The sequence below is a fragment of the Candidatus Pelagadaptatus aseana genome (assembly GCF_040362265.1).
Lineage (GTDB): Bacteria > Pseudomonadota > Gammaproteobacteria > Pseudomonadales > Cellvibrionaceae > Pelagadaptatus > Pelagadaptatus aseana.
The window spans coordinates 100,057-127,005 of the sequence record NZ_BAABNJ010000001.1; the positions used below are offsets into that span (position 1 = coordinate 100,057).

A 26,949-nucleotide genomic window follows, 5' to 3' on the forward strand; every position below is an offset into this window, starting at 1 on the left:
GAGCCTTACCCCCTGTAAGCGGGGTAATTACACAGCTTCAACAATATCCTCGAAGCGGTTCTCTTCTATATTTTTCACCGAGTTGGCCGCATCAAATAAACGGCCATTCATGGCAATGTAGATGCCGGGCGGCAAAACCTGCACGGCCATCAAGGCACCGCCCAGATTGAACACCGCATCGCTGTCTCGATACTGGGCCGGAAACATGGAGCCGGTCAGCACCACGGTTTTATTGACCACCGATTCCAGAGACTCCGCCGTCTGAATCATGGTATCGGTACCATGGGTGATAATGATTTTGTCTTCCTGACTAGTGCTCACGGTGTCGCGAATCGCTTCTCGATCTAATGCGGTCATTTCCAGGCTGTCCTTCTGCATCAGCGGGCACACACTGTAATCAACCACCACATTGGCTCGCTGCAGCACACCATCCACCTGGGGTTCGCCAACCTGATAAGTACTTTTCTGATCAAAATAGGTCTTATCAATGGTGCCGCCGGTAGTAATTACTTTGATCTTCATAACTCACACTCTTCACAGACTATTTGCTGTATTCACTATAAAAAGTGTTGCCCTCCGGGTATGTGTGAATCAACCTGCCACAAGTGTGTACTCTGTTTTCAGCCTCAATTCGCGGTATGATTCCAACATCACCAAACCGTTTTGCCATTACCATGACCAAACCTGTAACTTATCTTGTCGGCGGCGCCGTTCGCGATCGCCTGCTCGGATTCCCTTTTAGCGAGAAAGACTGGGTGGTGGTGGGCTCTACCCCCGAAATCATGCAGCAACAGGGGTTCAATCCCGTCGGCAAAGACTTTCCGGTATTTTTGCATCCAGAAACCAAGGAAGAGTACGCGCTGGCGCGCACCGAGCGTAAAACAGCTCCGGGCTACAGCGGTTTTACCTTTCACACGGCCCCCGATATCACGCTGGAAGAAGATCTGCGCCGCCGCGACCTGACCATCAACGCCATGGCCGAAGATGATCACGGCACAGTCATTGACCCCTATCATGGCCAACAGGATCTGAAAGACAAGTTGCTGCGCCACGTATCCGATGCGTTCAGCGAAGACCCCGTGCGCATACTGAGGACGGCGCGCTTTGCGGCTCGCTATCACCATTTGGGATTTCGTGTCGCCAGCGAAACCAATGAATTGATGCGCAACATGGTCAACAACGGCGAGGCCAATCATCTGGTGGCCGAACGGGTCTGGAAAGAAACCGAGCGCGCTCTGGGAGAGCAGTCGCCTTGGGTATTTTTCCAAGTGCTGCGCGACTGCGATGCCTTGCAGGTGGTATTTCCCGAACTCGACAATCTGTTCGGGGTACCCCAGCCGGAACAGCACCACCCCGAAATCGATACCGGCGTACACAGCCTGATGTCGCTACAGCAGGCCTGCCGCCTGAGCGACGATCGTCAGGTCCGCTTTGCCGCACTGGTTCACGATCTCGGCAAAGCCTCCACCCCCAAAGAAAAATGGCCGCGCCATATTGCCCACGAGGCTCGCAGCATCCCATTGATCAATCAACTGTGTGAACGTCTAGCCGTGCCCAAACACTATCGCGAACAGGCCCGCTACGTGGCCCAGGATCACACCAACTGCCATCGCATCGAAGAGATTACGCCGCCCAAACTGATGGCCCTGTTGCAGCGTCTGGACGCCTTTCGCCGCCCCGAGAATCTGGATAAATTTGTGCTCGCCTGCGAAGCCGATGCCCGGGGTCGCACCGGCTTTGAACAGCGACCCTATCCTCAGGCCGATTACCTGAAACAGGCGCTGGCGATCTGCAACCGGATTCAAGCCAAAGACATCATTGCTCAGGGCATTACCGGCAAAGACATTGGTGACGCCCTGAAAAAACAGCGCCAGCAGGCACTGAAACAATGGAAACAGCAGCATGAATCAGCAAATTAACGAACCGATCAAAGTCGCCTTGATTACCGGTGCCGCCCGGCGGATTGGCGCCGAAATTGCCCGCCAGCTGCATCAACGCGGACTCAATATCGTCATTCACTGCCGCCAGTCCACCGGTGATGCCGACACACTGCGTCACTCACTGAATCAGCAGCGCCCCGACAGCTGCCAGGTGGTACAGGCCGACCTGTCGGACAACCAGCAGGTCATTGAACTGGCGCAGCAAGCAAAAGACTGTTTCGGCCGTCTGGATGTGCTGATCAACAACGCCTCCAGCTTTTACCCCACCCCCATTGGCGAGGGCAGCGAAGCCCAGTGGGACGATCTGTTTGCCAGCAACGCCAAAGCCCCCTTCTTTCTGAGTCAGGCACTGGCACCGGAGTTGACCAAACGTGGCGGCAGCATCGTCAATATTTGCGACATTCACGCCGACAAGCCACTGGGACAGCACACCATTTACTGCATGGCCAAAGCCGCCAACGTCATGCTGACCCAATCGCTGGCCAAGGAACTCGCGCCCGATGTAAGAGTCAATGGAGTATCACCCGGTGCCATTTTATGGCCGGAACAGGAGGCCGAACTGGAGCCTCAGGGGCAACAGAAAATACTCCGCCAGATACCCTTGGCACGCACAGGCAAGCCGCACAACATTGCCACAACCGTGACCTTTCTGGCGCTGGACAACGACTACATCACCGGCCAGATCATCCCGGTAGACGGCGGCCGCAGCCTAGGCCATTGAAGGCAGCCTGAGCCTCCGGGAAAGTCCTTGAGGTTAGCCACAGAGCTTTTGACTTGGCTCAAAGCGATTTCGCTCCGCTGTTCCATACTGGGTACATTCACCAACAACCGGCGTGTGCGCCTTACAGGAAATCCGTATGACCCAGGACAACATCAAGCAAACCCTAATCGACCTGCAGGCCAAACTCGAAGAGCGTCTGGCCGCGGTACAGCGCGACCTGCAGAAAGAACACAGCAAGGACTGGGAAGAACAGGCTCAGGAACGGGAAAATGACGAAGTTCTGGAAGCTCTGCAAACCGAGCTGACTCAGGAGCTCAACCAGATCAAAACCGCCCTGCTGAAGATTGAGAACGGCGACTACGGCGTCTGCTCGGGCTGTGGCGAAGACATCGCCTCTGAGCGCCTGAAGGTGTTGCCCGATGCCGATCTGTGCATCAACTGCGCCAACGCGGCCTGATACTGACCCTCAAACTACCCCTCATAAACACAGATGCCTGCCAACGCGGGCATCTGTGAAATTCAAGCCTTGGAAATCTTTCGGCCCCGCCAGTCAAAATCCACCGACCACAATTTCTGATTGCGATCGTAATCGCGCCATAAATCCCCGTAACGGCGATCAATCAGCGGATGCACCGCGTCGCCGGCAATATCCGCCAGAGGCAGCAACACAAACGCATTCTCGGTAATTTCCTCACGGGGCAGATCAACACCATCCACCTCACCAGTCACCTGATCGTAGGTGAGGATATCGATATCCAGAGTTCGGCCACTGAAGCGCGGACAACTGCGATCGCGACCGTTATCGTCTTCAATGGCCTTTAACACCGCCGACAGCTCACCCACCGGTAAAGCCGTTTCAATACCCACCACCAGATTGAGAAAGTGATCGCCATCAAAGCCGACCGCCTCACTCTCGTATACCGGCGAAATCGTCAACTCACCAAATTGGTCGCACAACGCATCCAGCGCCGCCGTCAAATGGCGATAGCGCTGAATATTACTGCCCAGGCTGAGATACACCGTTGCCATCAGGGCTTTTCTCCCCGCTCAATGATCAAACCCACATCCCGGGCACCGCGCAGGGCACCAGGCTTACACAGGCGCAACTTCACCCAGGCGACATCAAACTCTTCACGGACAATGCGGCAGACCTCTTCGGCCATGGTTTCCACCAGCAGAAATTCACTGCCCTCAATAAAGGCGATCAAACGCTTTGCCACCGATTTGTAATTGAGGGCGTACTGAATGTCATCGGTCTCTGCCGCCTTGCGAATATCGGCCGACATCTCCAGATCGAGGCTGACGGTCTGGCGCACTTCGCGCTCCCAATCGTAAATGCCAATGATGGTATCGATGCGCAGATCCCTGATAAACACTGTATCCATTTATTTATATCCGGTTAGAACGAGTCACTGAGAAAGAGGGGGTAAAGTGTCCAACGACCAGCGGGGCTGCGCCTTGATCGGCAAGCCCTGATGCTGATCAGCCAACAATCGCTGACACCCCGCGTAGGCGATCATGGCACCGTTGTCGGTGCAGAACTCATGACGGGCGTAGAATACTTTGGAATCAATTTTCGCCAAGGCCTCTTCCAGCTTGTCGCGCAGGCGGGTATTGGCCGAGACACCACCGGCAATCACCAGGGTTTTAAATCCGGTTTGCTGCAGAGCTCTGCGACACTTGATCACCAGCGTATCCACCACCGCCTCCTGAAAGGCGCAGGCGATGTCGGCGCAGGTCTGATCGTCCGGCAAACCGTCTTCCAGCGCGTGCTTTTGTACGGTATTGAGGGTGAAAGTCTTCAACCCACTGAAACTGAAATCCAGCCCGGGGCGATCCACCATGGGCCGTGGAAACTGGAAGCGATCCACGTCGCCCTGTTCGGCCAGGGCAGCCACCCGTGGCCCCCCCGGATAATCCAGATCCAGCATTTTGGCGCACTTGTCAAAGGCCTCGCCAGCAGCATCGTCTACCGATTCACCCAGCAACGTATACTCACCAATGGCATCCACCTGCACCAGCTGGGTGTGACCACCGGAGACCAGCAGGGCAACAAAGGGAAACAGCGGTGGGTTTTCTTCCAGCATCGGCGCCAGCAAATGGCCCTCCATATGGTGCACACCCACGGCAGGAATCCCCAGCGCATAGGCCAGACTGCGCCCCACACAGGCCCCCACCATCAGGGCACCCACCAAACCGGGGCCTGCGGTATAGGCAATGGCTTCAATATCGCTTTTCTGCTTGCCCGCAGCCTGCAACACCTCGGTTACCAGCGGCAGGGTCTTGCGAATATGATCGCGAGACGCCAGCTCCGGCACCACACCGCCGTATTCGGCGTGTAGCGCCACCTGACTGTACAGGCGATGCGCCAGCAGCCCCTGCTCACTGTCGTACAATGCCACTCCCGTTTCGTCACAGGAGGTTTCCAACCCCAAAACCAGCATATTGATGCCTCAAATAAACAGGCCCGCAGGCCCAAATTACGCCACAGCCAAAAAATAATGAGGCGCATAATATCAGCATCGCGAAAGCTATTGCAGTATTGAAATGAAGTGTATAGAATTTGCGCCCCTTGGAGTTGGGGAAGAGTCTGCGCGAATCTTTTAAAAATCCCGCACACTCCCCGCCGAATTAACTGAAGAATTGTTTATACAGGTAAGAAAATGCCAGCTGTAAAGATTAAAGAAAACGAGCCATTTGACGTAGCCCTGCGTCGCTTCAAACGTTCCTGCGAAAAAGCCGGTATTCTGGCTGAAGTTCGTCGTCGCGAGCACTACGAGAAGCCAACTACTGTTCGTAAGCGTGCCGCTGCCGCTGCTGTTAAGCGTCACGCCAAAAAAGTACAACGCGAATCCCGCAAGTTTCAGCGTCTGTACTGATACCCCCCAACTGAAACAATTCGGTTAATTCCAGCACTGCAGGGTGACTTGCAGTGCTTTTTTTGTTTGTATTACCGCCTGATTTCAACACCCCGGAGCGACCAGCATGTCCACTGAACTGAAAGACCAGATCAAAGAAGCCATGAAAGCCGCCATGCGCGCCAAGGAAAAAGAGCGCCTGGGCACCATCCGCATGATCCAGGCCGAGGTCAAGCGCATTGAAGTCGACGAGCGCATCGAAGTCGATGACCAGCGCCTGCTAGCCGTACTGGACAAAATGTGCAAACAGCGCCGCGACTCCATTATCCAGTACGAAGACGCTGGCCGTCAGGAGCTTGCCGACATTGAGAAGGCGGAAATGGCGGTCATTCAGGAATTCCTACCCGCGGCACTCACAGAAGCCGAACTGGAACAGCTGATCAGCAAAGCCATTGCCGACTCCGGTGCCGAGAGCGCCCGCGATATGGGCAAGGTCATGGGCATTTTAAAACCCCAGGTTCAGGGGCGCGCCGATATGGGCGCCATCAGCAAAATCATCAAGGAAAAACTGGCATAACGCCTGATGGCCGGCCGCATACCCCAGACCTTTATTGATGACCTGCTCGACCGCGTCGATATCGTCGACGTGGTGGACGCCCGCGTCAAACTGAAAAAGACCGGCAAGAATTACAGTGCCTGCTGCCCCTTTCACGACGAAAAGACCCCCTCGTTTACCGTCAGCCCCGACAAGCAGTTCTATTACTGCTTTGGTTGCGGCGCCAGCGGCACAGCACTCGGTTTCGTTCTGGATTTTGACCGCACCAGTTTCCCCGAAGCAGTGGAAACACTGGCCCGCAGCGTCGGCATGGAAGTCCCCCGCGAGCAACACAGCGATCGCGACAACAAGGCCCAAAAGCAGCGTCGCAACCTCTACCAACTACTGGAAAAAGCCGACCAGCACTACCAGCAACAGCTGCGCCACAGCCCGGCCAAACAGCACGCCATCAACTACCTCAAGCAACGCGGCCTGAGCGGTGAAATTGCCCGCGATTTCGGTATCGGCTACGCACCCCCCGGATGGGACAACCTGCTCAAAGCTCTGGGACTGGAAGAACACGACAAAAGCCAGCTGACCGAAAGCGGCATGATCATCGAGCGCGAAGAAGACAACAAGCGCTACGACCGCTTTCGCAACCGCATCATGTTTCCGATTCGCGACGTTCGCGGCCGGGTCATCGGCTTTGGCGGGCGGGTACTGGACGACTCCAAACCCAAATACCTCAACTCGCCGGAAACCCCCATCTTCCACAAAGGCAAAGAACTCTACGGACTGTATGAGGCCAAACAGGCCAACCGCCAGCTCGACCGGATTCTGGTGGTCGAAGGCTATATGGACGTCGTCGCTCTGGCCCAGTTTGGCATTCGCAACGCCGTGGCCACACTGGGCACCGCCTGCGGCGAAGACCACCTGACGCTGTCTTTCAAACACACCAGCGAAGTGGTGTTCTGTTTTGATGGCGACAACGCCGGGCGCAACGCCGCCAGCCGGGCTCTGGAAAACGCCCTGCCCACCATGCAGGACGGCCGACGCATCAAGTTTCTGTTCCTGCCCGACGGCGAAGACCCGGACACGCTGGTGCGACAAATTGGCCCGGAAACATTCAATCAGATGATCGATCAGGCCGTCCCCCTGGAAGAGTTCCTGTTCGACAGCGTTTCCAGCGACATCAACCTGCAAACCATGGAGGGCCGCGCCCAGCTGAGCAAAATGGCCGCGCCACTGCTGCACAAGCTACCCCAAGGGGTCTATAAAGAGTTAATGTTTACCAACCTGGCACAGCGCACCGGCATTTCCACCGAAACACTGATGGAACTGGTCGAAGCTCCAGCGCCGCCAGCCAGACCGGCACAGACACCCAGACCAGCACCAACCAGAGCTCCGGCACCACCCCCCCAGCCGGCCGGCCAACAACCTGCCGTACAACAACCGGCAACACATCGCCCCCCGGAAAACCCTGCAGCGGCCGAACCTTTTCAGCCTGATTCAGCGTCAGAAGCGCCTCCCGAATACCCTCAGGATATGGGCTATTACGAACACCACGGCCAGACCGCCAGCGAACAGCCGCAATTACCGCCAGCTCGTTACAAAGGGCCGGTACACCTGCCCGCCCAAAAACTGGTCAGCATTCTGCTGCTGCATCATCCCTCGCTTGCCAGCCTGACACCGGAGCTGCCCCATATTCAGCAAAGCCCCGACCCGGATTTACAGCTTTTCTGTGAGCTGCTGACACTGCTCAAACAGCGTCCACAGTACACCCAACAGCAGATTCTCGGTCACTGGATCGGCACCCGCCCCAAAGCCGATGTGCTGCAACTGGAGCAACTGACCAACACCGAACTCATCAGCCAGGCCAGTCAGTACGAGCAATTCAGCGGGCGCGAGGAATACATCCATACCCTCAATAAACTGGAAGCCGATCTCAAGCGGCAAAAGCATCGCGAGATTCTGGAAAAACTGACGCACAAGAACTTCAATGAGCTCAGTGATGAAGAAAAACAACTCCTCAAGGACGGGGCACAGCAAAAATGACGATCTCACCGTCATAACCACCTCCATAACCGATCAAAAATCACACTTTATGCCCTTGATTTAATGGTGCGAGCCACAAGATATGGGTTATAATTCCGCCTTTTTGCGCCCCCAGTTTGGGCCGGGCATATTTTCAAGACATTAGGGTTACGAATGGCCGAGCACACCTCCCAACAACAATCCCGAATCAAAGACCTGATCGCGCGAGGGCGTGAGCAGGGCTACCTGACCTACGCCGAAGTGAACGATCACCTTCCCGAGGACATTTCCGATCCGGATCAGGTTGAAGACATCATCCAGATGATCAACGACATGGGTATCCAGGTGTTTGAACAGGCACCGGAAGCCGATGAACTGCTGATGAACGACGGCGAATCCTCCCCGGATGAACTTGCCGCCGCCGAAGCCGCCGCCGCACTGGCCGCCGTAGAAACCGAAGCTGGTCGCACCACCGATCCCGTGCGCATGTACATGCGCGAAATGGGCACCGTGGAACTGCTGACCCGCGAAGGCGAAATCGCCATTGCCAAGCGCATCGAAGAAGGCACCCGCGATCTGATGCACGCCCTGGCCTACTGGCCCGGCAGTGTTGACATGTTGCTTGACGAATACGATCTGGTGACTCAGGAAGAGCGTCGCCTGCCGGATGTTATTACCGGCTGGCTCGACCCCACCGACGAAGTTCCTTCCGCCATGAACGCCGCCAACAAAGACGACAAGTCTGATGACGACGATGACGAAGAAGAAAACACCGGCGTCGACCCGGAAGAGGCCAAGCAACGCTTCGGCGATCTTGCCAAGCAACTGAAAAAAGCCGACAAAGCCATCGACAAGCACGGCCGCGAAAGCAAACAGGCCGACAAAGAGCTGGCAGCTCTGGGCGATATTTTCAAATTCTTTAAACTGCCACCGCGCCAGTTCGATCCGATCTACGATCGCGCCCGTGTTGCACTGGATCAGGTTCGCGTGGAAGAAAAACGCATTATGCGTTTGTGCGTACAAAAAGGTCGCATGCCCCGTAAAACCTTTATCAAGGAATTCCCGGGCAACGAAATCAATGAAGACTGGATCCCGGAAATTATTGATAAGAAGCGCGACTACTCCGACCGCATTCGCCCATTTGCCGCAGAGATCATGCGCTCTCAGCGCAAGCTGCAGCAGATCGAAGAAAAAACCGGTTTGGATCTGGCAACCATCAAAGAAATCAACCGTCGCATGTCCATCGGTGAAGCCCGCGCTCGCCGCGCCAAGAAAGAAATGGTGGAAGCCAACCTGCGTCTGGTTATTTCGATCGCCAAGAAGTACACCAACCGCGGCCTTCAGTTCTTGGATCTGATTCAGGAAGGCAATATCGGCCTGATGAAGGCCGTCGACAAATTTGAATACCGTCGCGGCTACAAATTCTCGACCTACGCCACCTGGTGGATTCGTCAGGCCATCACCCGCTCCATTGCGGATCAGGCCCGCACCATCCGTATTCCGGTGCACATGATCGAGACCATCAACAAGCTCAATCGCGTATCCCGCCAGATGCTGCAGGAAATGGGTCGCGAACCTACTCCCGAAGAGCTGGGTGAGCGCATGGACATGCCGGAAGAGAAAGTCCGCAAAGTCCTGAAGATCGCCAAAGAGCCCATCTCCATGGAGACGCCAATCGGTGATGACGAAGATTCGCATCTGGGCGACTTTATCGAGGACGTGACCATCACCTCCCCGGTTGAATCCGCCACCTCACAGGGTCTGGAAGAAGCCACCAAGAAAGTTCTGGCCGGCCTCACCGCCCGTGAAGCCAAAGTACTGCGCATGCGCTTCGGTATCGACATGAACACCGACCACACCCTCGAGGAAGTGGGCAAACAGTTCGACGTTACCCGTGAGCGTATCCGTCAGATCGAAGCCAAGGCGCTGCGCAAACTGCGCCACCCATCGCGCTCCGATCACCTGCGCGGCTTTATCGACGAGAATTCCTAACAGAACTCTGGCCAACCAAAACGCGGCGCACTATAATGCGTCGCGTTTTGTGTTTTAGGGGACCCAAAAATCTTCTAAATCAACAACTTATCAAACTATCTCAATGAAACACCACTTTCAAAAAGATAGCTTTGAGGCAGGACTTTTGTTCGTAGGCAAGGAGCCGCGCAGCTTAGTCGGCAGTTATTTGCTCCTGCAATAACTGCATACACGCCATCCATGGCGATAAGCACGCGACGCAGCATACGAGCAAAAGGACAAGTTATACTGGAATTGCTCCCGGCAATTCTCAGCATACACCCCATCCTTGGGGATAAAGGGCCCTTAGCTCAGCTGGTTAGAGCACTCGACTCATAATCGATAGGTCCACGGTTCAAGTCCGTGAGGGCCCACCATTTTTCCTTTAGCTTCAAGCCGTTATATCTGCCCGACCGGGCGACTCCTGTGGAATATTACCAAAAGCCTCCTCGGCAAAGAAAAATATCCATGATACCCGTTCGGCACTAACATCTACCATCACCTCCAAGGCGGCCCCTACCAACGCCCAACATAACTCAATAATTATTTTTAAAATTGCCAAAGCCAACTTAAAAAATTCAAATAAAAAAGGGGGCTTAACGCCCCCCTTGATAAGAATTAATGCAGCTCGCATACTCAGAGTCAATTAAGAGCGGCTACAGACTCACACTCTGTTTGAATTTGAGAAGAAACCGACTCTGGCAACTCGAACATTGCGCCTGTTGCTGGATCGACAATAAGCATACCAAGTATCCCACCAAATATAATATTCCCCCAGTACCAGCCGTCAACACTGCTATCGATCGAAGAAACCTGAACATCGCAGTCAGACTTATACTCAATAGTATATTCAGCACCGTCAAAGTAACCATCAGACGCACTCAAAACAACCATATTAGGAGTTATTCCTGATGCGACATTTACCCCGTGCTTATTCTTAATCTTGTATCTGATGCCTTCTGAACCAGTAATATTTACAGAGTACTTATCATCACTAACTATAGAGGCGCATGCAGTTAAATTTATAACTGCAATAGCTGTAAGAACCTTCATTGCTTTTTTCATAAGTAAAAATCCCATAGATAAAAATTAATTTGAAAAGCTATCAACATAACTCCACAAACCCACGAAAAAATCGCGCCGAAAGGTATCACCTAAATACAGAGTTCTTTTATCTAAAAACCGAAATAGGATTATGATTTTTATTTATGTTCATAATGAAAATTCCTCACACACTCCATTCTGTGCACAAGCCATTTTTAGAGCTGATTATATTGTTCAATAAATTACTACCCATAGGCTTAGGAAATGACTCGATAGCCTTCAGCGCTTGTGAGTCAATCTCAGGAATATCAGCCCACTCGTCAGGAAATTTTATTCCCCTGCATATCTTCTTGACCCGACTGCATTCAGATTTATTAAATCTACGCAATTCAATTTGGTTACTAAAGTGCGCAATAATTTGATCATATCGAATTGCCCTCGCCTGACACATCTGAACAAACTAAACTCTTCACTAATCATTAAAGGCTATGAATACGAAGATATTTCATACAAACACGATCAATTTCAGTCGATCACCTATGCCATTACTAGCAGAAATCTTATTTCATTCATCTACAAGAAAGAAAAACTGGAAAAATCATGCCAAGACATAAGCCCGTACAAACTAATAAATATAAAGGGAATTTGGTACTTAGCAGCCTTGGATGAAGGAAAGCTAAAAACCTTCTCATTTTCATTAATCAGTAACGTAATGGTCAGCGACACCACATTCAAAAGGAAAAGTTCTATCGAAGAAAAAATAGAATCAAATGAGGGAGTCTGGCTAAGTGATGAGAAAATAACTTTAACCTTACAGGTTTCTTCTGAGGTATCGAAATATTTCAAAAGAAGAAAGCTCGTGCCAGCACAGGTTATTGAGAAAGAGATGGAGGACGGCGGAATTCTTATTTCATCCACCGTCAGCCACACAAATCAAATTCTACCTATAGTAAAATACTGGATTCCTCACCTAAAAATCATTACTCCCAGCAACCTCCAAAAAGAAATCGAAAACCAGCTATCATCCTATCTGGAGCAGAACTAATTATTTTTTTACTTTATCCATCAGTGAACTTCCAAGCTTTGATATTGACTTAGCCGCACTAGACGCACCATCAGATACCGACTGAAAGCCTTTCTGGCTCGACTCTTTAATAGACTCCATGCCTGAAGAAGCTGACTTTGACACCCTTGTAGTAAAGGAACCTGTATCTTCGAATATTTTCTGCACTCGCTCTAGAGCCATTTCTTCTCTTTCATCAATAAAATCGTCTGATTCTACAACCTCATTAAGAAAAGAAATTATCTCTTTGGTCATAGAATCATAGTTGCAGTCGGGATTATTCAATTTAAAATCCGCAAGCTTCTGAGCAATCGATTTTATTGTATGCTGCCCCTCTTGAGACTCCATTTCAACAAGAGCGCTTGAAATAAAATTTTCGCTATAGCCCCATTCTTTAACAAAGTAGGCACTTATACAATCTCGCTCTCTAGCATCGACACGACCATCAATTGCTGCCACCTTGATACTAAGCATGCCTATCAAATCAAACAGCCCAACAGCGAGAATATCCAAGGGTGTATTGATGAACTCAGGAATTGTTGAAACCCGCTTAGAACCACCCCTAGTGAAATGCTTTCCAATAGCAACACTGAGACCTGCCCCCAAAACTCCCGCAGCAACAGCCCATCCAACAAGTGTTGCAGCTGCACCTATCCCAATAGCACCAAGTAGTCCGGAAGGGGCAAAGAAAGTACCTGCGACTACTGATGATTTAGCTATCGCCACCCCAGTTAGCGCACCATTACCAGCATCTACTGCATCTAAAAAATACGTCTTCATTTTGAGTGACGTATAAGCTTCCTCACCTATATCCAATTTAATTTTAAAGCGGATAGGATCGTGAACTACTTCATCTATTCCATTGAGCCATTTTGGCTGACTTTCATCAGAATTCATGATTACCCCTTCAGAGAATTGAATTCCATATTTACTCTATTCATTCTCGCAATAAGCGCCTTATCAGAAACATCCTGCTTTAGCCCTAAGACCATCCCATAAGCTGAAAGAAGCGGGGTAGCCAACGCCCCTAAAGCAACTCCAATAATCGGGATAGTGCCAATCAATACACCAAGAATTCCACCTAGGATTAGTCCCATCCCAGCATTTGGAAACTCTTCAAAAACCTTGATCACGCAATCAACTATTTTTCTTCCAATTCTTACAATCGCACTCCCCACCCTAATTGTTGTCTTGGCAATGGCATAGAAAAGCGATTTCGCATCCGCCGAAACATCCATTCTCTCGATAATAGATTTTAATTTATCATCGCTGTAATCTAAATCCGCGATCATAGCCAACACTTCGGAAGTGATTGATGGCAACTCCCCAGAAAATGTCTTCTTCCCATCTGGTGATAACGCTTCAGCATGCATTGTTAATCTCCTAATAATTCATTTTTTAATATTATATTCACCCAAGCTTCTTGGCGCCCAGCTGACCCATTACTCACAAATAGTAAACTTATTTCCACCTTTGGCCTTGGACTCGTACATAGCCATATCGGCCCTCTTGATAACATCGTCAGCACTTTTATCGCGAGCACCTATAACGGTACAACCTATACTGACACCCAACTGAAATTCTTCACTATCCACCCGAAATTTTCTGTTCAGAGTCTCAATCAACTTCAGGGCAACATGCTGAATATCGGAAGCGACTTTCTCCGGCGTTTTTTGCAGTGATTCAAACAACACCACAAATTCATCACCTCCGATTCTTGCCAGCGTATCGGCCTCCCGTATTGAAGTTTTGAGGCGTCGGGCAACTTCTTCCAGAATAACGTCGCCCACCGAGTGACCGAAGACATCATTGGTTTTTTTGAAACCGTCCATATCTAGATAAAGCAAAGCTCCAAATTTGTTGTATCGGCGAACTTGCCCCAGCACCCGCTGTAATCGATCATTGAGCAATCTTCTGTTAGGAACCTGGGTCAAAGGATCATGTAACGCCAAATCCCTGATGGTTTGTTCCGCCATTTTCCTATCGGTAATATCGCGATCCATCCATAGCACATGCCTTTTCTCTGGCGCTTCCGGCAAATAATGATCGAGCCTTGTGACTCGTCCCTCAAAGATACATTCACCTCTTGGCACTTTCAGGTCGTACTCACAGACTTCAACTTTTCCGCTCTCTAAGGTTCTGGCAATAACCGCCATGACCTCCTTGGCACTGTCATCAGGCAATATGTCGGTCAGTTTTTTTCCTATCAGGGACGATGGCGATGCCACCACCAGGGATTTATCCGCACCATAGATATCCACGTATTCACCCTCGTCACTAATAACCATGGCGAGGTCCGGAATCACAGCGGTGAGCGCTTTAAATTTATCATTGCTCTGCTGTAATTCCGCTATAAGACTCGCTTCTCGGCGAGCAGATTTATCCTTCTCTATTGCCAAGCCGGACAAATGCGTAAATCGGTCAATCAACTCCAATTGATACCCTTCGGGCGCCAATTTTTCAGAGGTATACACCGCAAATGTCCCAAGCACTTCATTGTTTTGCGAAAGAATAGGGGTTGACCAACAGGAGCGAAGTCCATGGATTAATGCCAGATCTTTGAATTCATTCCAAAGAGGATCGCTTTCGATATCAGAGACAATGACCCGAGATTTTGTATAGGCCGCCGTTCCACATGAGCCGACCTCAGGACCAATCTTGCCTCCATTAATAGCCTGAGAATAAGCGGCGGGTAAAGATGGTGCAGCTCCCAGCAGAAGGCGATCATTTTGTAGAATCAGGATAGAACAATACGCAGTAAGGTCCGCATACAGAGATTCAATCGCTAAACAGATATCACTTAGGGATTCCTCCAGCGAAGAGCCCAGAGCAATTTTTGCAATAAGGTCCTGCTGTGCACTCATAATGCTGTAATAACCATTTTTCATTCATTAACACCAAATAATCTCGGCCCACTGAATGCCAAGCATAAAATTCATTAACCACCCTAAATGGTCATGGAAAAATCACTCAACAACCACAACCACAACCCCGGAAGCAAGAGATCAAATAACAGCCGATTCGACAAACTAGCATTCAAAAAATCCAGAAAACTTCAATACAACGAATTAGAATTCATTAAACGGCAGACCTCTGCTATCAAAAATGCGAACTCACTCTCTTTACCACTAGCTCACCCGACGACCTGTCGCCAGATACACGAGTGTCCAGTTTCGGTTTTCGGTCGGTGTCCGGTTATCGGGAGTCGTCGGCCTATATGGGGGCAGCCCAGAAACACGGCTCCAGGCTGCCTCCATAAGTTCGGAATAGGTTCGGTTTCGGAAAGTCCGGAGGGAAAAACTCTTACTTTTCTTCGAGCTTGTGATCGGTTACTTAGCCCTCATAATCGATAGGTCCACGGTTCAAGTCCTTGAGGGCCCACCATTTTTTCTTTAGTTTCAATCCGCTTGTTCATGAACTCATAAGTTGGCCATTTAGCCACTTTATGATTTATCCACCTCCACCCCTCGCAAAAGACGAAGCGGCAGAGCTGATCCGTTCTCTCTCACTTTACTCTCCCTAATTGCCTGCAATGTGCATAATATGGGCTGCCATGTTATTTGTAACGTCACCATAGGGGTTATATTTCCAATGCCTTCCGATTCTATATTTCCCGCTACGCTTTACGGCTCCAGCATCTCCTACTTCACCGGTAAGCTGGAGAACTACTTCCGGATCAAGGGTATCCCCTATCAGCTGCAAGCCCTGACGCACCCCACTCAGGCCAAACGAATAACGGCCAAAACCGGATCGTCGCAGATGCCCGCTCTGGAGCTTGCCGACGGTCGCTGGATGAGTGATTCCACCCCCATCATCCAATGGTTTGAAGACGAATACCCTGCCACCACGGTGACTCCCACTGATCCACTGCAACGCTTTTTCAGCCTGTTGCTGGAAGATTACGCCGATGAGTGGCTATGGCGCCCGGCGATGCACTACCGCTGGCACTACGAGCGGGGTGCGCGCTTTGCCAGCACCCATCTGACGGAAGAGATTTTAACCGAGCTACCTCTGCCAAAGTTTATGACACGCAGATGGATTACCCGTCGCCAGAGAAATGGCTACACCCTGGGCGACGGTATCACCAAAGATCAGGTAGCGGGTGTTGAGGCAATTTACCTGCGCACTCTGGATCAACTGGAGGCCATTTTTCGCGAACGCCCGTTTCTATTGGGAGACACGCCCAGCCTCGTCGACATCGGCTTCTCCGGCCCCTTCTTCCGCCATTTCGGGCTCGATCCGGTTCCGGCGGAGCTGATGCGGCAACGGGCACCAGCTGTGACGGAATGGGTCGCCCGACTGTGGAATACCCGACTGGAAAATTGTAAAGGCAGCTTGCTGCAGGGGATTCCCGATGACTGGGGCCCGATCCTCGATGAAATCGGCGGCCACTACCTGCCCTACCTGTGCGCCAATGTCGAGGCGGTCGCGGCCGGCCAGCGGCGGTTCGACGCAGACATCGGCGGCGTACAATACCGCCGCGCCCGCTGGTCAAAATATCGGGTGTGGTGCCTGCAACAGTTGCGCGGCCACTTTCAGGCCTTGGCGAGCTCGGATCAGCAGGCCGCGCGCGTGCTTCTGGAACGACACCACTGCTGGGAACCCCTGTGGCGCCATAAGGAGTTACCCATCGACGACACAGTCTGCAGCCAGCTGCCGTTTCAGGTGGATGTAAAGATGATCGATGTCTACGACTAGCAGGCGGTTAACTAGCAGGCAGTTAAAAAGACACCGTCATTTTTTAGAAAATACATCGAAGGCACCAGCGCACTCGACTCACATTCGACATTGATACACCAGCCCATGCTCAAACCACCAACCCTAGGCCCCAGGCTGTCTGCACTGCTAACAGACATTATCGAACTGCAAACAGTTAACAACTACGACGTCATCTGGGACTGTTGCTGCGATCACGGCTACCTTGGCCTCAACCTACGCTACCAAGAAATTGCCAGACAGCTTGTCTTTGTTGACCTAATCCCGACCTTGATCGAGCAGGTCGAACAGCGCATTGAAAAATATGAAGCCACTGGCTGTCTGGCCATAACCGCCGATGTGGGGAAACTGGAATTTAATCCCGAGCAAAAACATCTGGTCATTATTGCCGGCATCGGCGGCGAAAATATTGCCGTCATACTGGAAGCCATCAGACAGAAACGGGGCTTTTCCAATATGGATTTTATATTCTGCCCCACGACCACCCAGTATCACTTGCGCAGTTATCTGGCCAAAAATGGCTTTATATCAGTAACGGAAAAACTGGTCACCGAAAGCAACAGGGACTATGAAATCATAGGCACACGACAGGATATTAACGGTCCGCCCATATCCCCAACGGGTACATTTTGGGATCCACAACAGCCTGCCCACAGACGCTATCTGACCAAACTGATCAGGCATTACAACAATCAAAACCGTGAAGACCCCAGCAATGAAAAACGGTTGATTGCCGAAGCCTACTCAAGACAACTTGATGAATAATATTACCATTCTGAGCGCTTCATTTTCTTCCTAAGCTGGAACTAAATATCGGTAAAAGCGTCCTATCTCCGCGCCCGTTGATACACATTGATACAACCCCGTTCACTTATGACACACCTTTTTCAACCGCGCGGCATTACCATTAGACGTATCGAAAATGACCACGAGGAAAGCCCTGTGAATTCACCAAAAACCGTTAACGGCTTGCGCAAATACCATCGCTATCTGGGTTTCTTTCTGGCTGGCATCATGGCCGTTTACGCCATCAGCGGGGTGCTGCTTGTGTTTCGCAACACCGATGTTTTGCAATACGAACAGACTCGGACGGTGCCCCTTGCCGCCGGTCTTCCCGCCCAGGAGCTTGGCAAAGAATTAAAGATCAAACGCTTTGATGTGATTGAGGAAACCCCCGATCTGGTCACCTTTGCCGAAGGCAGCTACAACAAGCAAACCGGCAGCGCCACGGTTACCCGCACAGATTACCCACCACTGCTGGCCAAGATGGTCCACCTGCACAAAGCCACCACTGACAGTCCGTTGTTTTTTCTGAATATCCTGTTTGGCGTGGCCCTGCTGTTTTTCTCAGTCTCCGCCTTTTTTATGTTCCTGTGGAAGTCCGCTGCCTACAAAACCGGACTGAAATTTGCCGCAGGCGGGTTTCTACTGGCAATGATCATGGTTGCCATCAGCTAATACCCACCCACCGATAGTGATACCAGGTTATCCCTCGGGGGGTATTCATAATCCCTCAACTCTTGATTAGAATAGGGAGCATTACTGTATTTTAACGCGTGACCATCAGGTCCACGAAACGGCAAACCGCAAGTAATTGCGGGACGCAAAGCCAGTGCCCTAACTGAGACATCCGAACAGTCTGAAGAAGGGTCGAACGGTTACCAAAGGAAACATGGACATGCCCATCTTTTTAAAACAGAGCCTGATCTGGCTCAAACAGGCTCTGGCCTGGAGCGCCGGCATCAGCGCGCTGGTGATCCCTCCCTCGTTGCTGACGATTTATTACACCGAGCCGACCCGGCTCAGCTTTCTCGATTCGAAAAGCTCCGAATCAGTCGCACAACACAGACCTGCTGCCGAGATACCCTTTGACCTCACCGCCGCCGTTGACGCCTGCAAAGTGGAAAGTCAGGAGCGGCTCAGCGATGTCCTGCTGCGCAGCAGCGTGGACTGGCATTCGACCCGCTATCAGCCCAACCGCGGTATCTATGTGGTCATCCTCAAAGCCGACATTGGCAGCCTGAGAAATTTTGAGGAGGCCAACGTCTACTGCTATGTCAGCCCGCGAACGGAAAAGGTCAGCTATTTCAATGCCTACGATGCCAATGGTAAATCCTACGTTTCCCGCGCCATCAGTTTTAATACCGTGGTAAAGGCCTTCAGCAACTATTAGTCCGGTAAAAGGCATTGGCCTAGAACAAAGAATTATTAGGTCTCGGCCCGTAAAAAATGTATGATCCAAGCGCTCTCAGCGGCAGGCCCGCGCCAGCCAGCATGTCTTGCTCCCTCTGAGTAGAGCCACGCACCACAACCGATTACCCGAGACACAACATGAAGATCATACGCGCCATTCTGGGCAGTCTTATTTTATTCTTTGACTGGCTGTTCACCCCCAAAGGCATCCGACGCGACACTGCAGCACAGCAAGCCATTGACGCAGAAACCGCGAAGTTAACTTTGTATGGTTACAAATCCTGCCCGTTTTGCGTCAAGGTAAAGCGTGAAATCAAACGCCTGTCGCTGGACATTGAATTCCGCGATGCCAAGCGCGATCCGGCCAGTCGAGAAGAACTGACCAACGGCGGCGGTCAACTGAAAGTCCCCTGCCTGCGCATTGAAACTGACAGCGGGGAAAACACCCAGGAAAATACCGTCCAGTGGATGTACGAATCCTCTGACATCAATGCTTATCTCCAACAGCGTTTCGCCTAAGGGCTTCAGCCAAATTCTCACAGAGGTAGATCATGAGTAAAAAATTCACCTTCCAGACCCAACAGGAAAAAGACGGCTGGAGCGCTGCCATCATTCGTCGCGTGTCTTCCAAGAAAAGCGTTGTCTCGAAGCAGCAGAGCAGTTTCACCACGGAAGAAGAAGCCAGAGATTGGGCCGAAGCCGAACTGAAATCGTTTCTGGCGCAACTGAGCGCCAAAAACAAAGCACGCTTGGAACAGCGCCAGTAGCCCACCATCGGAATCAACAACCGCGGATACCGCTTATGACCAACAACGATATTTTGCGTCGTATCCGCTACATTCTCGATTACAACGATCATCAGATGCTTGCCATAACTCGCAAGGCAGCACCGGACACCTCACTCAAACAAATCAATAGCTGGTTAAAAAAGGAAGACGATAAGGGCTATCAAGCCTGTCAGGACAGTCATTTGGCGGCCTTCTTAAATGGCCTGATTATTGAACAACGCGGCCCCAGAGGCGAAGATCTGCCCAGCAATGAACAGTCACTCAACAACAATCTGATTTTGCGCAAACTCAAGATTGCCTTCCACCTGCAATCCGATGAGATCCTCGACATTCTTGAACTCGCCGAACTGAGCATCAGCGCCCACGAATTGAGCGCGCTGTTCAGACGCCCCGACCACAAACACTATCGGCAATGCAAAGACCAGATCCTCAGAAACTTCCTGATGGGCCTGCAATTGCAACGTCGCGGCGACCTAAAACCCAGCAACGTAAAGCCCGCGAATAAAAAGTCCGCCAATAAAAAAACCGGTAACAAACAATCAGACAAAAAGCCCCCGCAGAGCTTTCAGTGGAATTGGAAGCCGGACGCCAAATAAACCCTGCAGCGGGCCAATACCACAAGCCCGGCTTGAAGCCCCCTAATCAATCAGCGCATCCAGGCTCTTGTCATCCAGACCCTGGTCATCCAGCAAATAGCGCTCCAGACGAAACACATGCTCGTCCTCATAGCCAAGCCTTCTCAGCGACGCCGCCAAGTGCATCAAGTAATCGCGATTACAGCCACTGGGGCCTCTGGAACGGGCAATATGGCGGGCAATTTCCGGCTCGGGCGCCGCACCCAGAAACGCGCCGTTGTCCTCACGGGCAATGTAAACCACCCCCGACTGACGATCCTCACCAGCGAATTCAAGCTCAACGCCCACCCGCAGGTAACCGTTCTTTTCCCGATAATCCAGATGTTCAAACACTTCGGCAGCAATCAGGTAAGCCATGCCACCACAGCGGGCCCCCGGTTCTTCCACCAGAGTGACCACCCGGCCCGGAGCCTCCGGGGTACCCCGGTGATCGTGGGAACCCTGCCAGAAACGGCGCGCATAGCCTTCGATGCTGGCGGCCCGGCGCTCAATAAAAGGGAAGTCGACTTTATAGATCAATGAGCCATAACCAAACACCCACACCGGCTGGTCTGGGTGGTAGCTGTTCATCTGGCGATTGAGTTCAATGGTATTGGCAGTCACGGTGCGTCACATAGATGGTATAAAAGACGACTGTAGCAACTTTTCCGGGCGGCACAAAATCCTGCGCTCGTGAATGGCTCAGGCGCCGATAACGCCACCATCCTCACGCTGAATCGCGATCACTGTAGACCTTGGTACACCGTCTTGTTCCGCACTGGGCCAACGCTTGGTAGGGTGCTGAATTCCGACAAACAGGGTGCGCTGATCGCCACTGAAGCACAGCCCGGTAATCTCGCAACCGACGGGGCCGGTCAGAAAACGCCTGATTTCTCCGGTGGCCGGATCACTCACCAGCATCTGATTATTGCCCATGCCGGCAAAGGCTCCCTCGTTGGAAACGTTGCCATCGGTCTGAATCCACAGACGCCCGGCCCGATCAAACGCCAAACCATCGGGGCTGTTAAACATATTATCTGCGGTAATATTGTCAGAGCCTGCGTACTCATCCTTAAACACCTGTGGATTACCCGCCAGGGCATAGAGATCCCAGTGAAAATCCACAGAGCCGTGATCGCCATCGACCGGCAGCCAGCGAACGATTTGGCCGAAGCGATTATTGACCCGGGGGTTAACCCCATTCAGCGGGTGCTGATCTTTTACTCCCCGGTGCTTGTTATTGGTCAGGGTGCACATCACCATCGGCAGCGATGGATGACAGGCAACCCACTCCGGTCGATCCATGGTGGTGGCACCCACGTGGCGCGCGGCAAGACGGGCAAACACCAGAATGTAATTCTGATCCGGGAAGCCATTAGCTGCCGTCAAACCGTTTTTGCCATGGGTCAGCTCCAGCCACTCACCGCGACCATCATCATAAAAACGGGCGGCGTAGAGGGTGCCTTTATCCAGCAACGTCAGATTGTGCTGTCGGTCACCTTCGATATAAGGCTCGTCGGAAACGTACTTATAGATAAATTCGCCGCGCTCATCGTCCCCCATGTACACCACCGCCCGGCCATCACGATTGAGGGTCAAGGCCGCGTTCTCGTGCTTGAAGCGCCCCAGTGCCGTGCGCTTTTTGGCGGTTGAGTCGGGTGCGTAAGGATCAATCTCCACCACCCAACCAAAGCGGTTGGCTTCGTTGGGCTCGCGACTGAAATCAAACCGTGACTGATGTTGCCACCAGTCAAAGTAACCCGAACCGGCCTTGATACCGTAAGCGCGCTGCTCCCGGTTTACCTTGTGGTCTGCCGGGGCACCAAAGTAATTGTTGAAGTTTTCTTCACAGGTCAGATAGGTTCCCCAGGGAGTCTGGCCACAGCCGCAGTTGTTGAGAGTGCCCCTCACCTGCACACCGGTGGGATCAGAGTGGGTCTTCAACCAGTGACAACCGGCTGCCGGGCCGGCCATGGCAAACGCCGCGGTCTGGCCGTGAAGACGGCGGTTATAGCGCGAACCCTGAACCACCGACCATTGCTGCCGGCTGTCGCGCTGCACCTCAAAAATACTGACACCGTGCGCATTGATCTCCTTGTTGACCGCCTCCGCATCCATGCCGCTGCCGCCATGGACGTGTAAAAAGCGACGATTGACGTATTCGTTATTGACCGCCATCAGGGCCCGGTCATGCACCAATGAACCATCGGCCTCCAATAGCGGGAACAGGCTCATGCCATCGGTATTGTCACCAAACTGACCGGCCTGATCTGTGGCGGTATTGGTCAGGGAAAATTCAGGTGCATCCTTCAGTATGGGATCACCCCAGGAAATCAGCAGATCGTAACGGTAACCTTCGGGCAACAAAACCCGGTCCTCGGTGCTGGCAGCAACAGGTGTGAACCCCATCAAGGTCGATTCGGGCAAGTCAGAAACCGTGGCAAGAACCTGCAGAGGCGTGCCAGCCAAAAAACCCGCCGCGCCACTTACCGCCCCCAACCTGATGAGATTGCGCCTTGAAAGCGCCTGCTCCATCACTTGATCAAACCCTAAGGGTTCACGATCAGCTGCCATTGTGTTCACCCCTTAACAATTCGTCTTACAGGAACATGATTTAACCCGCCGCAGATGAAACCCATATGACAGCCACTGCAGCCTGCCGCCATGACAGATGACGCGTTAATCATTATGATATAACCATATTCACCTGCGGGCTTTTACCCCGATTACCCGAACAATCGCAGATGCCTTTCACTCCCCATACATTATCAAACGCCTGGCACAAGGTTAAAAACTTTGGGGTTCGCCGCGACCTGCCCGCCGATGAGCAAAAGCGTATCACCATGACCAATGCGCTGATTCTCATAACCATTGGCATCAATGTTTCTGTGACCACATTAACCATGATCAGCGAACTGTTGGCGACTGGCAACGTCAGCGTGACCGGGCTTCCGGGGCTGATTTCCTATGGTTTGTGCGCCATCGTGTCACTGGGCTTTCAACTCAACCAGCGTGGACACTATCTGCGTGCACGCTACCTGCTACTCAGTATCTGGTGGTTTTTTATTACCGCCATGTGCATCGTCTTTGGCGAGGCCATTCGCTTTGATCAGTACTTTCTGACACTGATGGCCATTCCGCTGATGATTTTCAAGCAACGCTCTCACATGTTGTTTGCCTTTGCGGTGAGCGTGCTACTGAATGCCGCCTGCCAGATCAATTATCGCATCAACGACGCCCTGATCATCACCCCTGAGCCCTTTGCTGATTATCGCTATGCACTGCATTCCATTTTTATGGTGGCGATGCTTTACGGCATCATCTTCTATTTCAAATACCTGAATGAGAAGCATGAATTTCAAATTCAGGAAGAAATTGAAGTACGCAAACAGACCGAACTGGCCCTGCAACTGGCCAATGAAAAAGCCATTGAGCTGGCCAATACCGACTTCCTCACGGGCGTTCACAACCGTCGCTTTTTCTATAAACAGGCAGAGCGTATTTTCAATGAGCACGATCGTTACAACAACAACCTGTCTCTGATACTGATTGACCTTGATCATTTTAAGCGCGTCAATGACCAGTATGGCCATGCCGTTGGTGATGAGGTCTTGGTGGCGGTCTCCAGCCTGCTGAAAAACATGACGCGCAATACCGATGTGCTGGCGCGCATCGGCGGCGAAGAGTTCGCCATTCTGCTGCCTCAAACCAGCATGGAAGACGCCTTCACCCAGGGTGAACGGCTGCGCCACGCCACTCAACAACTCTCAATTCAATCGGATACCCATACCGTAAGTATTACGCTGAGTCTGGGTATCGCCGATCGCAACAGCGACATCAAGAGCTTTGATGACCTCTTCAATCTGGCCGATATCGCACTCTATCAAGCCAAGCACCGGGGTCGTAATCAGCTGGTTATCTCCAACGGATAATCCCTCCAGCTCGCTCAGGCAATTTCTCGCCGGGTCTTTTATCCACTTTCTCCAGCCGGATTGATCTTTGGTTTCAATCGTCAGGCGCCTTATTGAGCAATACTACAAACAGATATAGTGTTACTTCAAACACCTTATTTGCACGAAAAACTCACAATAAAAAAGGACTGCATCATGCGCGACATCATCGACAGCCTGTTTGCTGGCAGCGAACACCACGAGCTTTATATGGGCGTTATGGAAACCGTCGAAGGGATGGTTCGCGACTTCCCCCAGGATGCCTGGAAACGCAAGATGGTGGGCGATGCCCAGTTTGAAAAAGACATACTGCAAGCGGTTTATGATGCCGGCCTGATGGGGCTCGGAGTATCGGAGCAATACGGCGGCATGGGCGGTGGTCTGTTAGGCCAGGTACTGGTGACCGATATGCTGTCGCAAAACGGCCTGGCTTCCATGGGCGCGGTACTCACCGGTTTCTGTCGCGAGCCACTGCTGAATCACGGCACCGCCGAGCAGATCGAAAAATACGCCGTACCCTCCATCAGCGGCGACAAAGCCTTTTGCATTCTGGCCACCGAACCAGACGCCGGTACCAACACCTTCAACATCGCCACCAAGGCGGTTAAACAGGGCGACAAGTGGATTCTCAACGGCCAGAAAACCTATGTCACCCAGGCCGCGGACGCCGATTACGGTTTCCTGATCGCCAAAACCGGGCTCGATGCCCCCGGCGCCCTGTCGGTGTTTGTACTGGACATGAAGAGCCCCGGGGTCGAACTGCAGGAACTCAATATCCGCACCATGGGCACAGAAAAACAGTACAGCGTTTTCTTTGATGACGTGGCAATGCCAGCCGATGCCCTGATCGGTGAAGAGGGCAAAGGTGGCAAGTACATGTTTGCCGGACTCAATGCCGAACGCCTGATCATCTCAGCCCTGACCCTGGGCATGTCGGATCTGGCCCTGCGTGAAACCGTCGCCTACGTTAATGAGCGCCAGATTTTCGGCAAGGCGCCGGTAGGCTCCTATCAGGGGGTGCAACACCCACTGGCCCAATGCAAGGCAGAAACCGAAGCCGCCCGGCTGATGATGTATCAGGGCACCAAGCTGTTCGATGAAGGCAAGGACGCCAGCAAATACGCCAATATGGCCAAGCTGCTGTCCTCCAATGCGGCCAACACCATGTGCGATCTGGCCATCCAATTCCATGGGGGCGGCGGCCTCGACGAGGACATCGGCATGCTGGCCCTGTGGCGCACCACCCGAGCCATTCGCATTGCCCCCATCAACAACGAAATGGTGCTCAACTACATTGCCCAGCACTGCATGGGCATGCCGCGTTCCTATTGATCGCCGCTCATCAAAGCAAACCTCATCGAGCCACGTGCACGGCCCGGAAACGGGCCCGATAGTTGTTCGGTGTAAACCCCGAGCGCCGCTTGAACAAACGAATAAACGAGCTGACATCCTCATAGCCCACCTCATGGGTGACCTCTTCCACGGACTTGTTGGATTGCACCAACAGACGGCAGGCCATATCCAGACGAATATCCTGCAGGTAACTCAGTGGCGACAAACCGGTGGCCAATTTGAAACGGCGCAGTAACGAGCGATTGGATAAGCCAAATGCATGCCCCAGATCATCCATACTGATCGCCTCGCGATAGTGCGCCTCAAGCCAGTGCTGAATCTCCAGAATGGTTTTATCGCCGTGGTACTTCAGGCTCGCCAACGGTGAAAACGACAGCTGCGTCGAGCGCTCCAAATCCACCATAAAGTATTTGGCGGTGTCCATGGCGGTTCGATGGCCACAGAACAGTTCGATCAGGTGCAACCCCAGATCAAACCAGGAGGTGCCTCCCGCGTCGCAGATCAGATTGCCGTCTACGGTCAGCAGCTGATCGGGACGCAAATCCACCTTGGGGTAGCGCTCGCGAAAATCATCCACCGCGGACCACAGGGTGGTTGCCTGGCGGCCATCCAGCAGGCCCGCCTCGGCGGCAAAGAAAACCCCGGTGCTGTTGCAGCCAATGATGCAATTGCGCTGCTGCAATCGCTGCAGTAATTCAATCACATCGCTGTTCCGGGTTAAGGTCAGATCGATCTCTCCGGTGATGTTGGGCAGCAAAACCACATCGCTGTCTTCGATGTCCTGCAGTGAACAATGTGGCGTTATCGACAGGTTGTTCATCACCTTGACCGGCTGACCATCGCGACTGGCCAGACGCACCTGAAAACGGGGCTCACGCTGGCGCTGTTGGCGCTGATAAATATTGCCCGCGAAATACAGCATGTCGCTCATGCCCATGGCCGCAGCGGCCAGCGCATAGTCGAATACCACAATGCTTATTTTGATCAACGGTCGGCTTCCTTTGCAGATACAGCGCCATCATTGCAACTGTGCCTTAAGCAAAACCAGATGGCGAATTCAGCACATTTTATGTCGATTACTACAATTACATATCCACACAGCAACTGCCAGAATTTCCGGTTATTAAGCG

Annotated in this window: 29 protein-coding genes, 1 tRNA gene and 1 riboswitch; of the genes, 18 read left to right on the forward strand and 12 right to left on the reverse strand. The window is 52.2% G+C overall.

All coding sequences use genetic code 11. The features are described from left to right. Positions 1-27 precede the first annotated feature (27 nt). On the reverse strand, positions 28-522 hold the full coding sequence (locus ACPXV9_RS00465; protein WP_423893702.1) for an asparaginase domain-containing protein: 495 nt from the start codon (positions 520-522) through the stop codon (positions 28-30). A 152-nt stretch (positions 523-674) separates the two neighbouring features. Between ACPXV9_RS00465 and ACPXV9_RS00470 the strand changes: the two genes are divergently transcribed. The 3 genes from ACPXV9_RS00470 (at position 675) to ACPXV9_RS00480 (ending at position 3,118) form a co-directional block, all read left to right on the forward strand. Beyond that, positions 675-1,919, forward strand: coding sequence for a multifunctional CCA addition/repair protein (locus ACPXV9_RS00470; RefSeq protein WP_423893703.1), 1,245 nt, complete (start codon positions 675-677; stop codon positions 1,917-1,919). Continuing rightward, on the forward strand, positions 1,903-2,661 hold the full coding sequence (locus ACPXV9_RS00475; protein WP_423893704.1) for a pteridine reductase: 759 nt from the start codon (positions 1,903-1,905) through the stop codon (positions 2,659-2,661). Before ACPXV9_RS00470 ends, ACPXV9_RS00475 begins: the two co-directional genes overlap by 17 nt. Before the next feature lie 136 nt (positions 2,662-2,797). Continuing rightward, complete coding sequence (locus tag ACPXV9_RS00480; RefSeq protein WP_423893705.1) at positions 2,798-3,118, forward strand: TraR/DksA family transcriptional regulator; 321 nt, start codon at positions 2,798-2,800, stop codon at positions 3,116-3,118. A 62-nt stretch (positions 3,119-3,180) separates the two neighbouring features. Here the strand turns inward: ACPXV9_RS00480 and folK are convergent, their stop codons facing one another. The 3 genes from folK to tsaD are packed head-to-tail and all read right to left on the reverse strand — an operon-like array spanning position 3,181 to position 5,105. After that, positions 3,181-3,690, reverse strand: a complete 510-nt coding sequence (gene folK, locus ACPXV9_RS00485; RefSeq protein WP_423893706.1) for a 2-amino-4-hydroxy-6-hydroxymethyldihydropteridine diphosphokinase — start codon at positions 3,688-3,690, stop codon at positions 3,181-3,183. Then, complete coding sequence (folB, locus tag ACPXV9_RS00490; protein WP_423893707.1) at positions 3,690-4,046, reverse strand: dihydroneopterin aldolase; 357 nt, start codon at positions 4,044-4,046, stop codon at positions 3,690-3,692. Before folB ends, folK begins: the two co-directional genes overlap by 1 nt. A 24-nt stretch (positions 4,047-4,070) precedes the next feature. Further along, positions 4,071-5,105 (reverse strand): tRNA (adenosine(37)-N6)-threonylcarbamoyltransferase complex transferase subunit TsaD, encoded by a 1,035-nt coding sequence (gene tsaD, locus ACPXV9_RS00495; protein WP_423893708.1) that lies wholly within the window; start codon positions 5,103-5,105, stop codon positions 4,071-4,073. Between the two features lie 219 nt (positions 5,106-5,324). Here tsaD and rpsU point away from each other — a divergent pair, with 219 nt between their 5' ends. The 5 genes from rpsU (at position 5,325) to ACPXV9_RS00520 (ending at position 10,475) form a co-directional block, all read left to right on the forward strand. Further along, complete coding sequence (gene rpsU / locus ACPXV9_RS00500) at positions 5,325-5,540, forward strand: 30S ribosomal protein S21 (RefSeq protein WP_423893709.1); 216 nt, start codon at positions 5,325-5,327, stop codon at positions 5,538-5,540. A gap of 106 nt (positions 5,541-5,646) precedes the next feature. Further along, positions 5,647-6,096 (forward strand): GatB/YqeY domain-containing protein, encoded by a 450-nt coding sequence (locus tag ACPXV9_RS00505; RefSeq protein WP_423893710.1) that lies wholly within the window; start codon positions 5,647-5,649, stop codon positions 6,094-6,096. 6 nt (positions 6,097-6,102) lie between these two features. Continuing rightward, positions 6,103-8,109, forward strand: a complete 2,007-nt coding sequence (gene dnaG / locus ACPXV9_RS00510; protein WP_423893711.1) for a DNA primase — start codon at positions 6,103-6,105, stop codon at positions 8,107-8,109. 153 nt (positions 8,110-8,262) lie between these two features. Further along, entirely contained in the window at positions 8,263-10,080 is a 1,818-nt protein-coding gene (rpoD, locus tag ACPXV9_RS00515) for an RNA polymerase sigma factor RpoD (RefSeq protein ID WP_423893712.1), read from the forward strand. A gap of 318 nt (positions 10,081-10,398) precedes the next feature. After that, positions 10,399-10,475: transfer RNA gene (locus ACPXV9_RS00520), tRNA-Ile, on the forward strand. A 14-nt stretch (positions 10,476-10,489) separates the two neighbouring features. Here the strand turns inward: ACPXV9_RS00520 and ACPXV9_RS00525 are convergent. After that, complete coding sequence (locus tag ACPXV9_RS00525; protein ID WP_423893713.1) at positions 10,490-10,732, reverse strand: hypothetical protein; 243 nt, start codon at positions 10,730-10,732, stop codon at positions 10,490-10,492. An 8-nt stretch (positions 10,733-10,740) separates the two neighbouring features. Then, on the reverse strand, positions 10,741-11,163 hold the full coding sequence (locus tag ACPXV9_RS00530) for a hypothetical protein (RefSeq protein ID WP_423893714.1): 423 nt from the start codon (positions 11,161-11,163) through the stop codon (positions 10,741-10,743). Positions 11,164-11,548: 385 nt separating this feature from the next. Between ACPXV9_RS00530 and ACPXV9_RS00535 the strand changes: the two genes are divergently transcribed. Next, on the forward strand, positions 11,549-12,187 hold the full coding sequence (locus tag ACPXV9_RS00535) for a WYL domain-containing protein (RefSeq protein WP_423893715.1): 639 nt from the start codon (positions 11,549-11,551) through the stop codon (positions 12,185-12,187). Here the strand turns inward: ACPXV9_RS00535 and ACPXV9_RS00540 are convergent, their stop codons facing one another. From ACPXV9_RS00540 to ACPXV9_RS00550, 3 genes are all read right to left on the reverse strand, one after another. Next, entirely contained in the window at positions 12,188-13,102 is a 915-nt protein-coding gene (locus tag ACPXV9_RS00540) for a TerB family tellurite resistance protein (protein ID WP_423893716.1), read from the reverse strand. Positions 13,103-13,104: 2 nt separating this feature from the next. Beyond that, positions 13,105-13,578, reverse strand: a complete 474-nt coding sequence (locus ACPXV9_RS00545) for a hypothetical protein (protein ID WP_423893717.1) — start codon at positions 13,576-13,578, stop codon at positions 13,105-13,107. 69 nt (positions 13,579-13,647) lie between these two features. Continuing rightward, the gene (locus ACPXV9_RS00550; RefSeq protein WP_423893718.1) at positions 13,648-15,093 is read right to left on the reverse strand and encodes a diguanylate cyclase domain-containing protein; all 1,446 of its coding nucleotides are present in this window, start codon (positions 15,091-15,093) and stop codon (positions 13,648-13,650) included. Positions 15,094-15,796: 703 nt separating this feature from the next. Here ACPXV9_RS00550 and ACPXV9_RS00555 point away from each other — a divergent pair. The 7 genes from ACPXV9_RS00555 to ACPXV9_RS00585 all read left to right on the forward strand — a co-directional run bounded on the left by ACPXV9_RS00555 (position 15,797) and on the right by ACPXV9_RS00585 (position 20,498). Beyond that, positions 15,797-16,903, forward strand: a complete 1,107-nt coding sequence (locus ACPXV9_RS00555) for a glutathione S-transferase family protein (protein ID WP_423893719.1) — start codon at positions 15,797-15,799, stop codon at positions 16,901-16,903. A gap of 105 nt (positions 16,904-17,008) precedes the next feature. Then, on the forward strand, positions 17,009-17,686 hold the full coding sequence (locus ACPXV9_RS00560; protein ID WP_423893720.1) for a tRNA (adenine(22)-N(1))-methyltransferase TrmK: 678 nt from the start codon (positions 17,009-17,011) through the stop codon (positions 17,684-17,686). A 177-nt stretch (positions 17,687-17,863) separates the two neighbouring features. Then, the gene (locus tag ACPXV9_RS00565; RefSeq protein WP_423893721.1) at positions 17,864-18,379 is read left to right on the forward strand and encodes a hypothetical protein; all 516 of its coding nucleotides are present in this window, start codon (positions 17,864-17,866) and stop codon (positions 18,377-18,379) included. Between the two features lie 110 nt (positions 18,380-18,489). Beyond that, positions 18,490-18,587: riboswitch (cyclic di-GMP riboswitch) on the forward strand. 12 nt (positions 18,588-18,599) lie between these two features. Further along, a complete protein-coding gene (locus ACPXV9_RS00570; protein WP_423893722.1) occupies positions 18,600-19,094 on the forward strand; it encodes a hypothetical protein in 495 nt (164 codons plus the stop codon). 158 nt (positions 19,095-19,252) lie between these two features. After that, positions 19,253-19,633 carry a glutaredoxin family protein gene (locus ACPXV9_RS00575; RefSeq protein ID WP_423893723.1) on the forward strand — a complete coding sequence of 127 codons (381 nt, stop codon included), beginning with the start codon at positions 19,253-19,255 and terminating at the stop codon, positions 19,631-19,633. Between the two features lie 32 nt (positions 19,634-19,665). Then, positions 19,666-19,881, forward strand: coding sequence for a DUF3622 domain-containing protein (locus ACPXV9_RS00580; RefSeq protein ID WP_423893724.1), 216 nt, complete (start codon positions 19,666-19,668; stop codon positions 19,879-19,881). Positions 19,882-19,916: 35 nt separating this feature from the next. Further along, positions 19,917-20,498 carry a DUF1456 family protein gene (locus ACPXV9_RS00585; protein WP_423893725.1) on the forward strand — a complete coding sequence of 194 codons (582 nt, stop codon included), beginning with the start codon at positions 19,917-19,919 and terminating at the stop codon, positions 20,496-20,498. Positions 20,499-20,540: 42 nt separating this feature from the next. Here ACPXV9_RS00585 and ACPXV9_RS00590 read toward each other — a convergent pair whose 3' ends face one another. Together ACPXV9_RS00590 and ACPXV9_RS00595 are read right to left on the reverse strand one after the other, a co-directional pair. Further along, a complete protein-coding gene (locus ACPXV9_RS00590; protein WP_423893726.1) occupies positions 20,541-21,140 on the reverse strand; it encodes a gamma-glutamylcyclotransferase in 600 nt (199 codons plus the stop codon). A gap of 78 nt (positions 21,141-21,218) precedes the next feature. Further along, positions 21,219-23,090 (reverse strand): PhoX family protein, encoded by a 1,872-nt coding sequence (locus tag ACPXV9_RS00595; protein ID WP_423893727.1) that lies wholly within the window; start codon positions 23,088-23,090, stop codon positions 21,219-21,221. A 170-nt stretch (positions 23,091-23,260) separates the two neighbouring features. Here ACPXV9_RS00595 and ACPXV9_RS00600 point away from each other — a divergent pair, with 170 nt between their 5' ends. Both ACPXV9_RS00600 and ACPXV9_RS00605 read left to right on the forward strand, forming a co-directional pair. Continuing rightward, entirely contained in the window at positions 23,261-24,448 is a 1,188-nt protein-coding gene (locus ACPXV9_RS00600) for a GGDEF domain-containing protein (RefSeq protein WP_423893728.1), read from the forward strand. A gap of 174 nt (positions 24,449-24,622) precedes the next feature. After that, entirely contained in the window at positions 24,623-25,798 is a 1,176-nt protein-coding gene (locus ACPXV9_RS00605) for an acyl-CoA dehydrogenase family protein (protein ID WP_423893729.1), read from the forward strand. Between the two features lie 22 nt (positions 25,799-25,820). Here the strand turns inward: ACPXV9_RS00605 and ACPXV9_RS00610 are convergent, their stop codons facing one another. After that, positions 25,821-26,807, reverse strand: a complete 987-nt coding sequence (locus ACPXV9_RS00610) for a GlxA family transcriptional regulator (protein ID WP_423893730.1) — start codon at positions 26,805-26,807, stop codon at positions 25,821-25,823. Positions 26,808-26,949: the final 142 nt, after the last annotated feature.

Bases quoted from the DNA above. Each gene is read 5' to 3' on its own strand.
- ACPXV9_RS00505 (WP_423893710.1), top strand. From the start codon at position 5,647: ATGTCCACTGAACTGAAAGACCAGATCAAAGAAGCCATGAAAGCCGCC.
- ACPXV9_RS00575 (WP_423893723.1), top strand. From the start codon at position 19,253: ATGAAGATCATACGCGCCATTCTGGGCAGTCTTATTTTATTCTTTGAC.
- ACPXV9_RS00555 (WP_423893719.1), top strand. From the start codon at position 15,797: ATGCCTTCCGATTCTATATTTCCCGCTACGCTTTACGGCTCCAGCATC.
- ACPXV9_RS00530 (WP_423893714.1), bottom strand. From the start codon at position 11,163: ATGAAAAAAGCAATGAAGGTTCTTACAGCTATTGCAGTTATAAATTTA.
- ACPXV9_RS00540 (WP_423893716.1), bottom strand. From the start codon at position 13,102: ATGAATTCTGATGAAAGTCAGCCAAAATGGCTCAATGGAATAGATGAA.
- ACPXV9_RS00595 (WP_423893727.1), bottom strand. From the start codon at position 23,090: ATGGCAGCTGATCGTGAACCCTTAGGGTTTGATCAAGTGATGGAGCAG.
- rpoD (WP_423893712.1), top strand. From the start codon at position 8,263: ATGGCCGAGCACACCTCCCAACAACAATCCCGAATCAAAGACCTGATC.
- folB (WP_423893707.1), bottom strand. From the start codon at position 4,046: ATGGATACAGTGTTTATCAGGGATCTGCGCATCGATACCATCATTGGC.
- ACPXV9_RS00470 (WP_423893703.1), top strand. From the start codon at position 675: ATGACCAAACCTGTAACTTATCTTGTCGGCGGCGCCGTTCGCGATCGC.
- ACPXV9_RS00560 (WP_423893720.1), top strand. From the start codon at position 17,009: ATGCTCAAACCACCAACCCTAGGCCCCAGGCTGTCTGCACTGCTAACA.
- rpsU (WP_423893709.1), top strand. From the start codon at position 5,325: ATGCCAGCTGTAAAGATTAAAGAAAACGAGCCATTTGACGTAGCCCTG.
- ACPXV9_RS00585 (WP_423893725.1), top strand. From the start codon at position 19,917: ATGACCAACAACGATATTTTGCGTCGTATCCGCTACATTCTCGATTAC.
- ACPXV9_RS00525 (WP_423893713.1), bottom strand. From the start codon at position 10,732: ATGCGAGCTGCATTAATTCTTATCAAGGGGGGCGTTAAGCCCCCTTTT.
- ACPXV9_RS00545 (WP_423893717.1), bottom strand. From the start codon at position 13,578: ATGCATGCTGAAGCGTTATCACCAGATGGGAAGAAGACATTTTCTGGG.
- ACPXV9_RS00580 (WP_423893724.1), top strand. From the start codon at position 19,666: ATGAGTAAAAAATTCACCTTCCAGACCCAACAGGAAAAAGACGGCTGG.
- folK (WP_423893706.1), bottom strand. From the start codon at position 3,690: ATGGCAACGGTGTATCTCAGCCTGGGCAGTAATATTCAGCGCTATCGC.
- dnaG (WP_423893711.1), top strand. From the start codon at position 6,103: ATGGCCGGCCGCATACCCCAGACCTTTATTGATGACCTGCTCGACCGC.
- ACPXV9_RS00480 (WP_423893705.1), top strand. From the start codon at position 2,798: ATGACCCAGGACAACATCAAGCAAACCCTAATCGACCTGCAGGCCAAA.
- ACPXV9_RS00465 (WP_423893702.1), bottom strand. From the start codon at position 522: ATGAAGATCAAAGTAATTACTACCGGCGGCACCATTGATAAGACCTAT.
- tsaD (WP_423893708.1), bottom strand. From the start codon at position 5,105: ATGCTGGTTTTGGGGTTGGAAACCTCCTGTGACGAAACGGGAGTGGCA.
- ACPXV9_RS00605 (WP_423893729.1), top strand. From the start codon at position 24,623: ATGCGCGACATCATCGACAGCCTGTTTGCTGGCAGCGAACACCACGAG.
- ACPXV9_RS00550 (WP_423893718.1), bottom strand. From the start codon at position 15,093: ATGAAAAATGGTTATTACAGCATTATGAGTGCACAGCAGGACCTTATT.
- ACPXV9_RS00475 (WP_423893704.1), top strand. From the start codon at position 1,903: ATGAATCAGCAAATTAACGAACCGATCAAAGTCGCCTTGATTACCGGT.
- ACPXV9_RS00600 (WP_423893728.1), top strand. From the start codon at position 23,261: ATGCCTTTCACTCCCCATACATTATCAAACGCCTGGCACAAGGTTAAA.
- ACPXV9_RS00570 (WP_423893722.1), top strand. From the start codon at position 18,600: ATGCCCATCTTTTTAAAACAGAGCCTGATCTGGCTCAAACAGGCTCTG.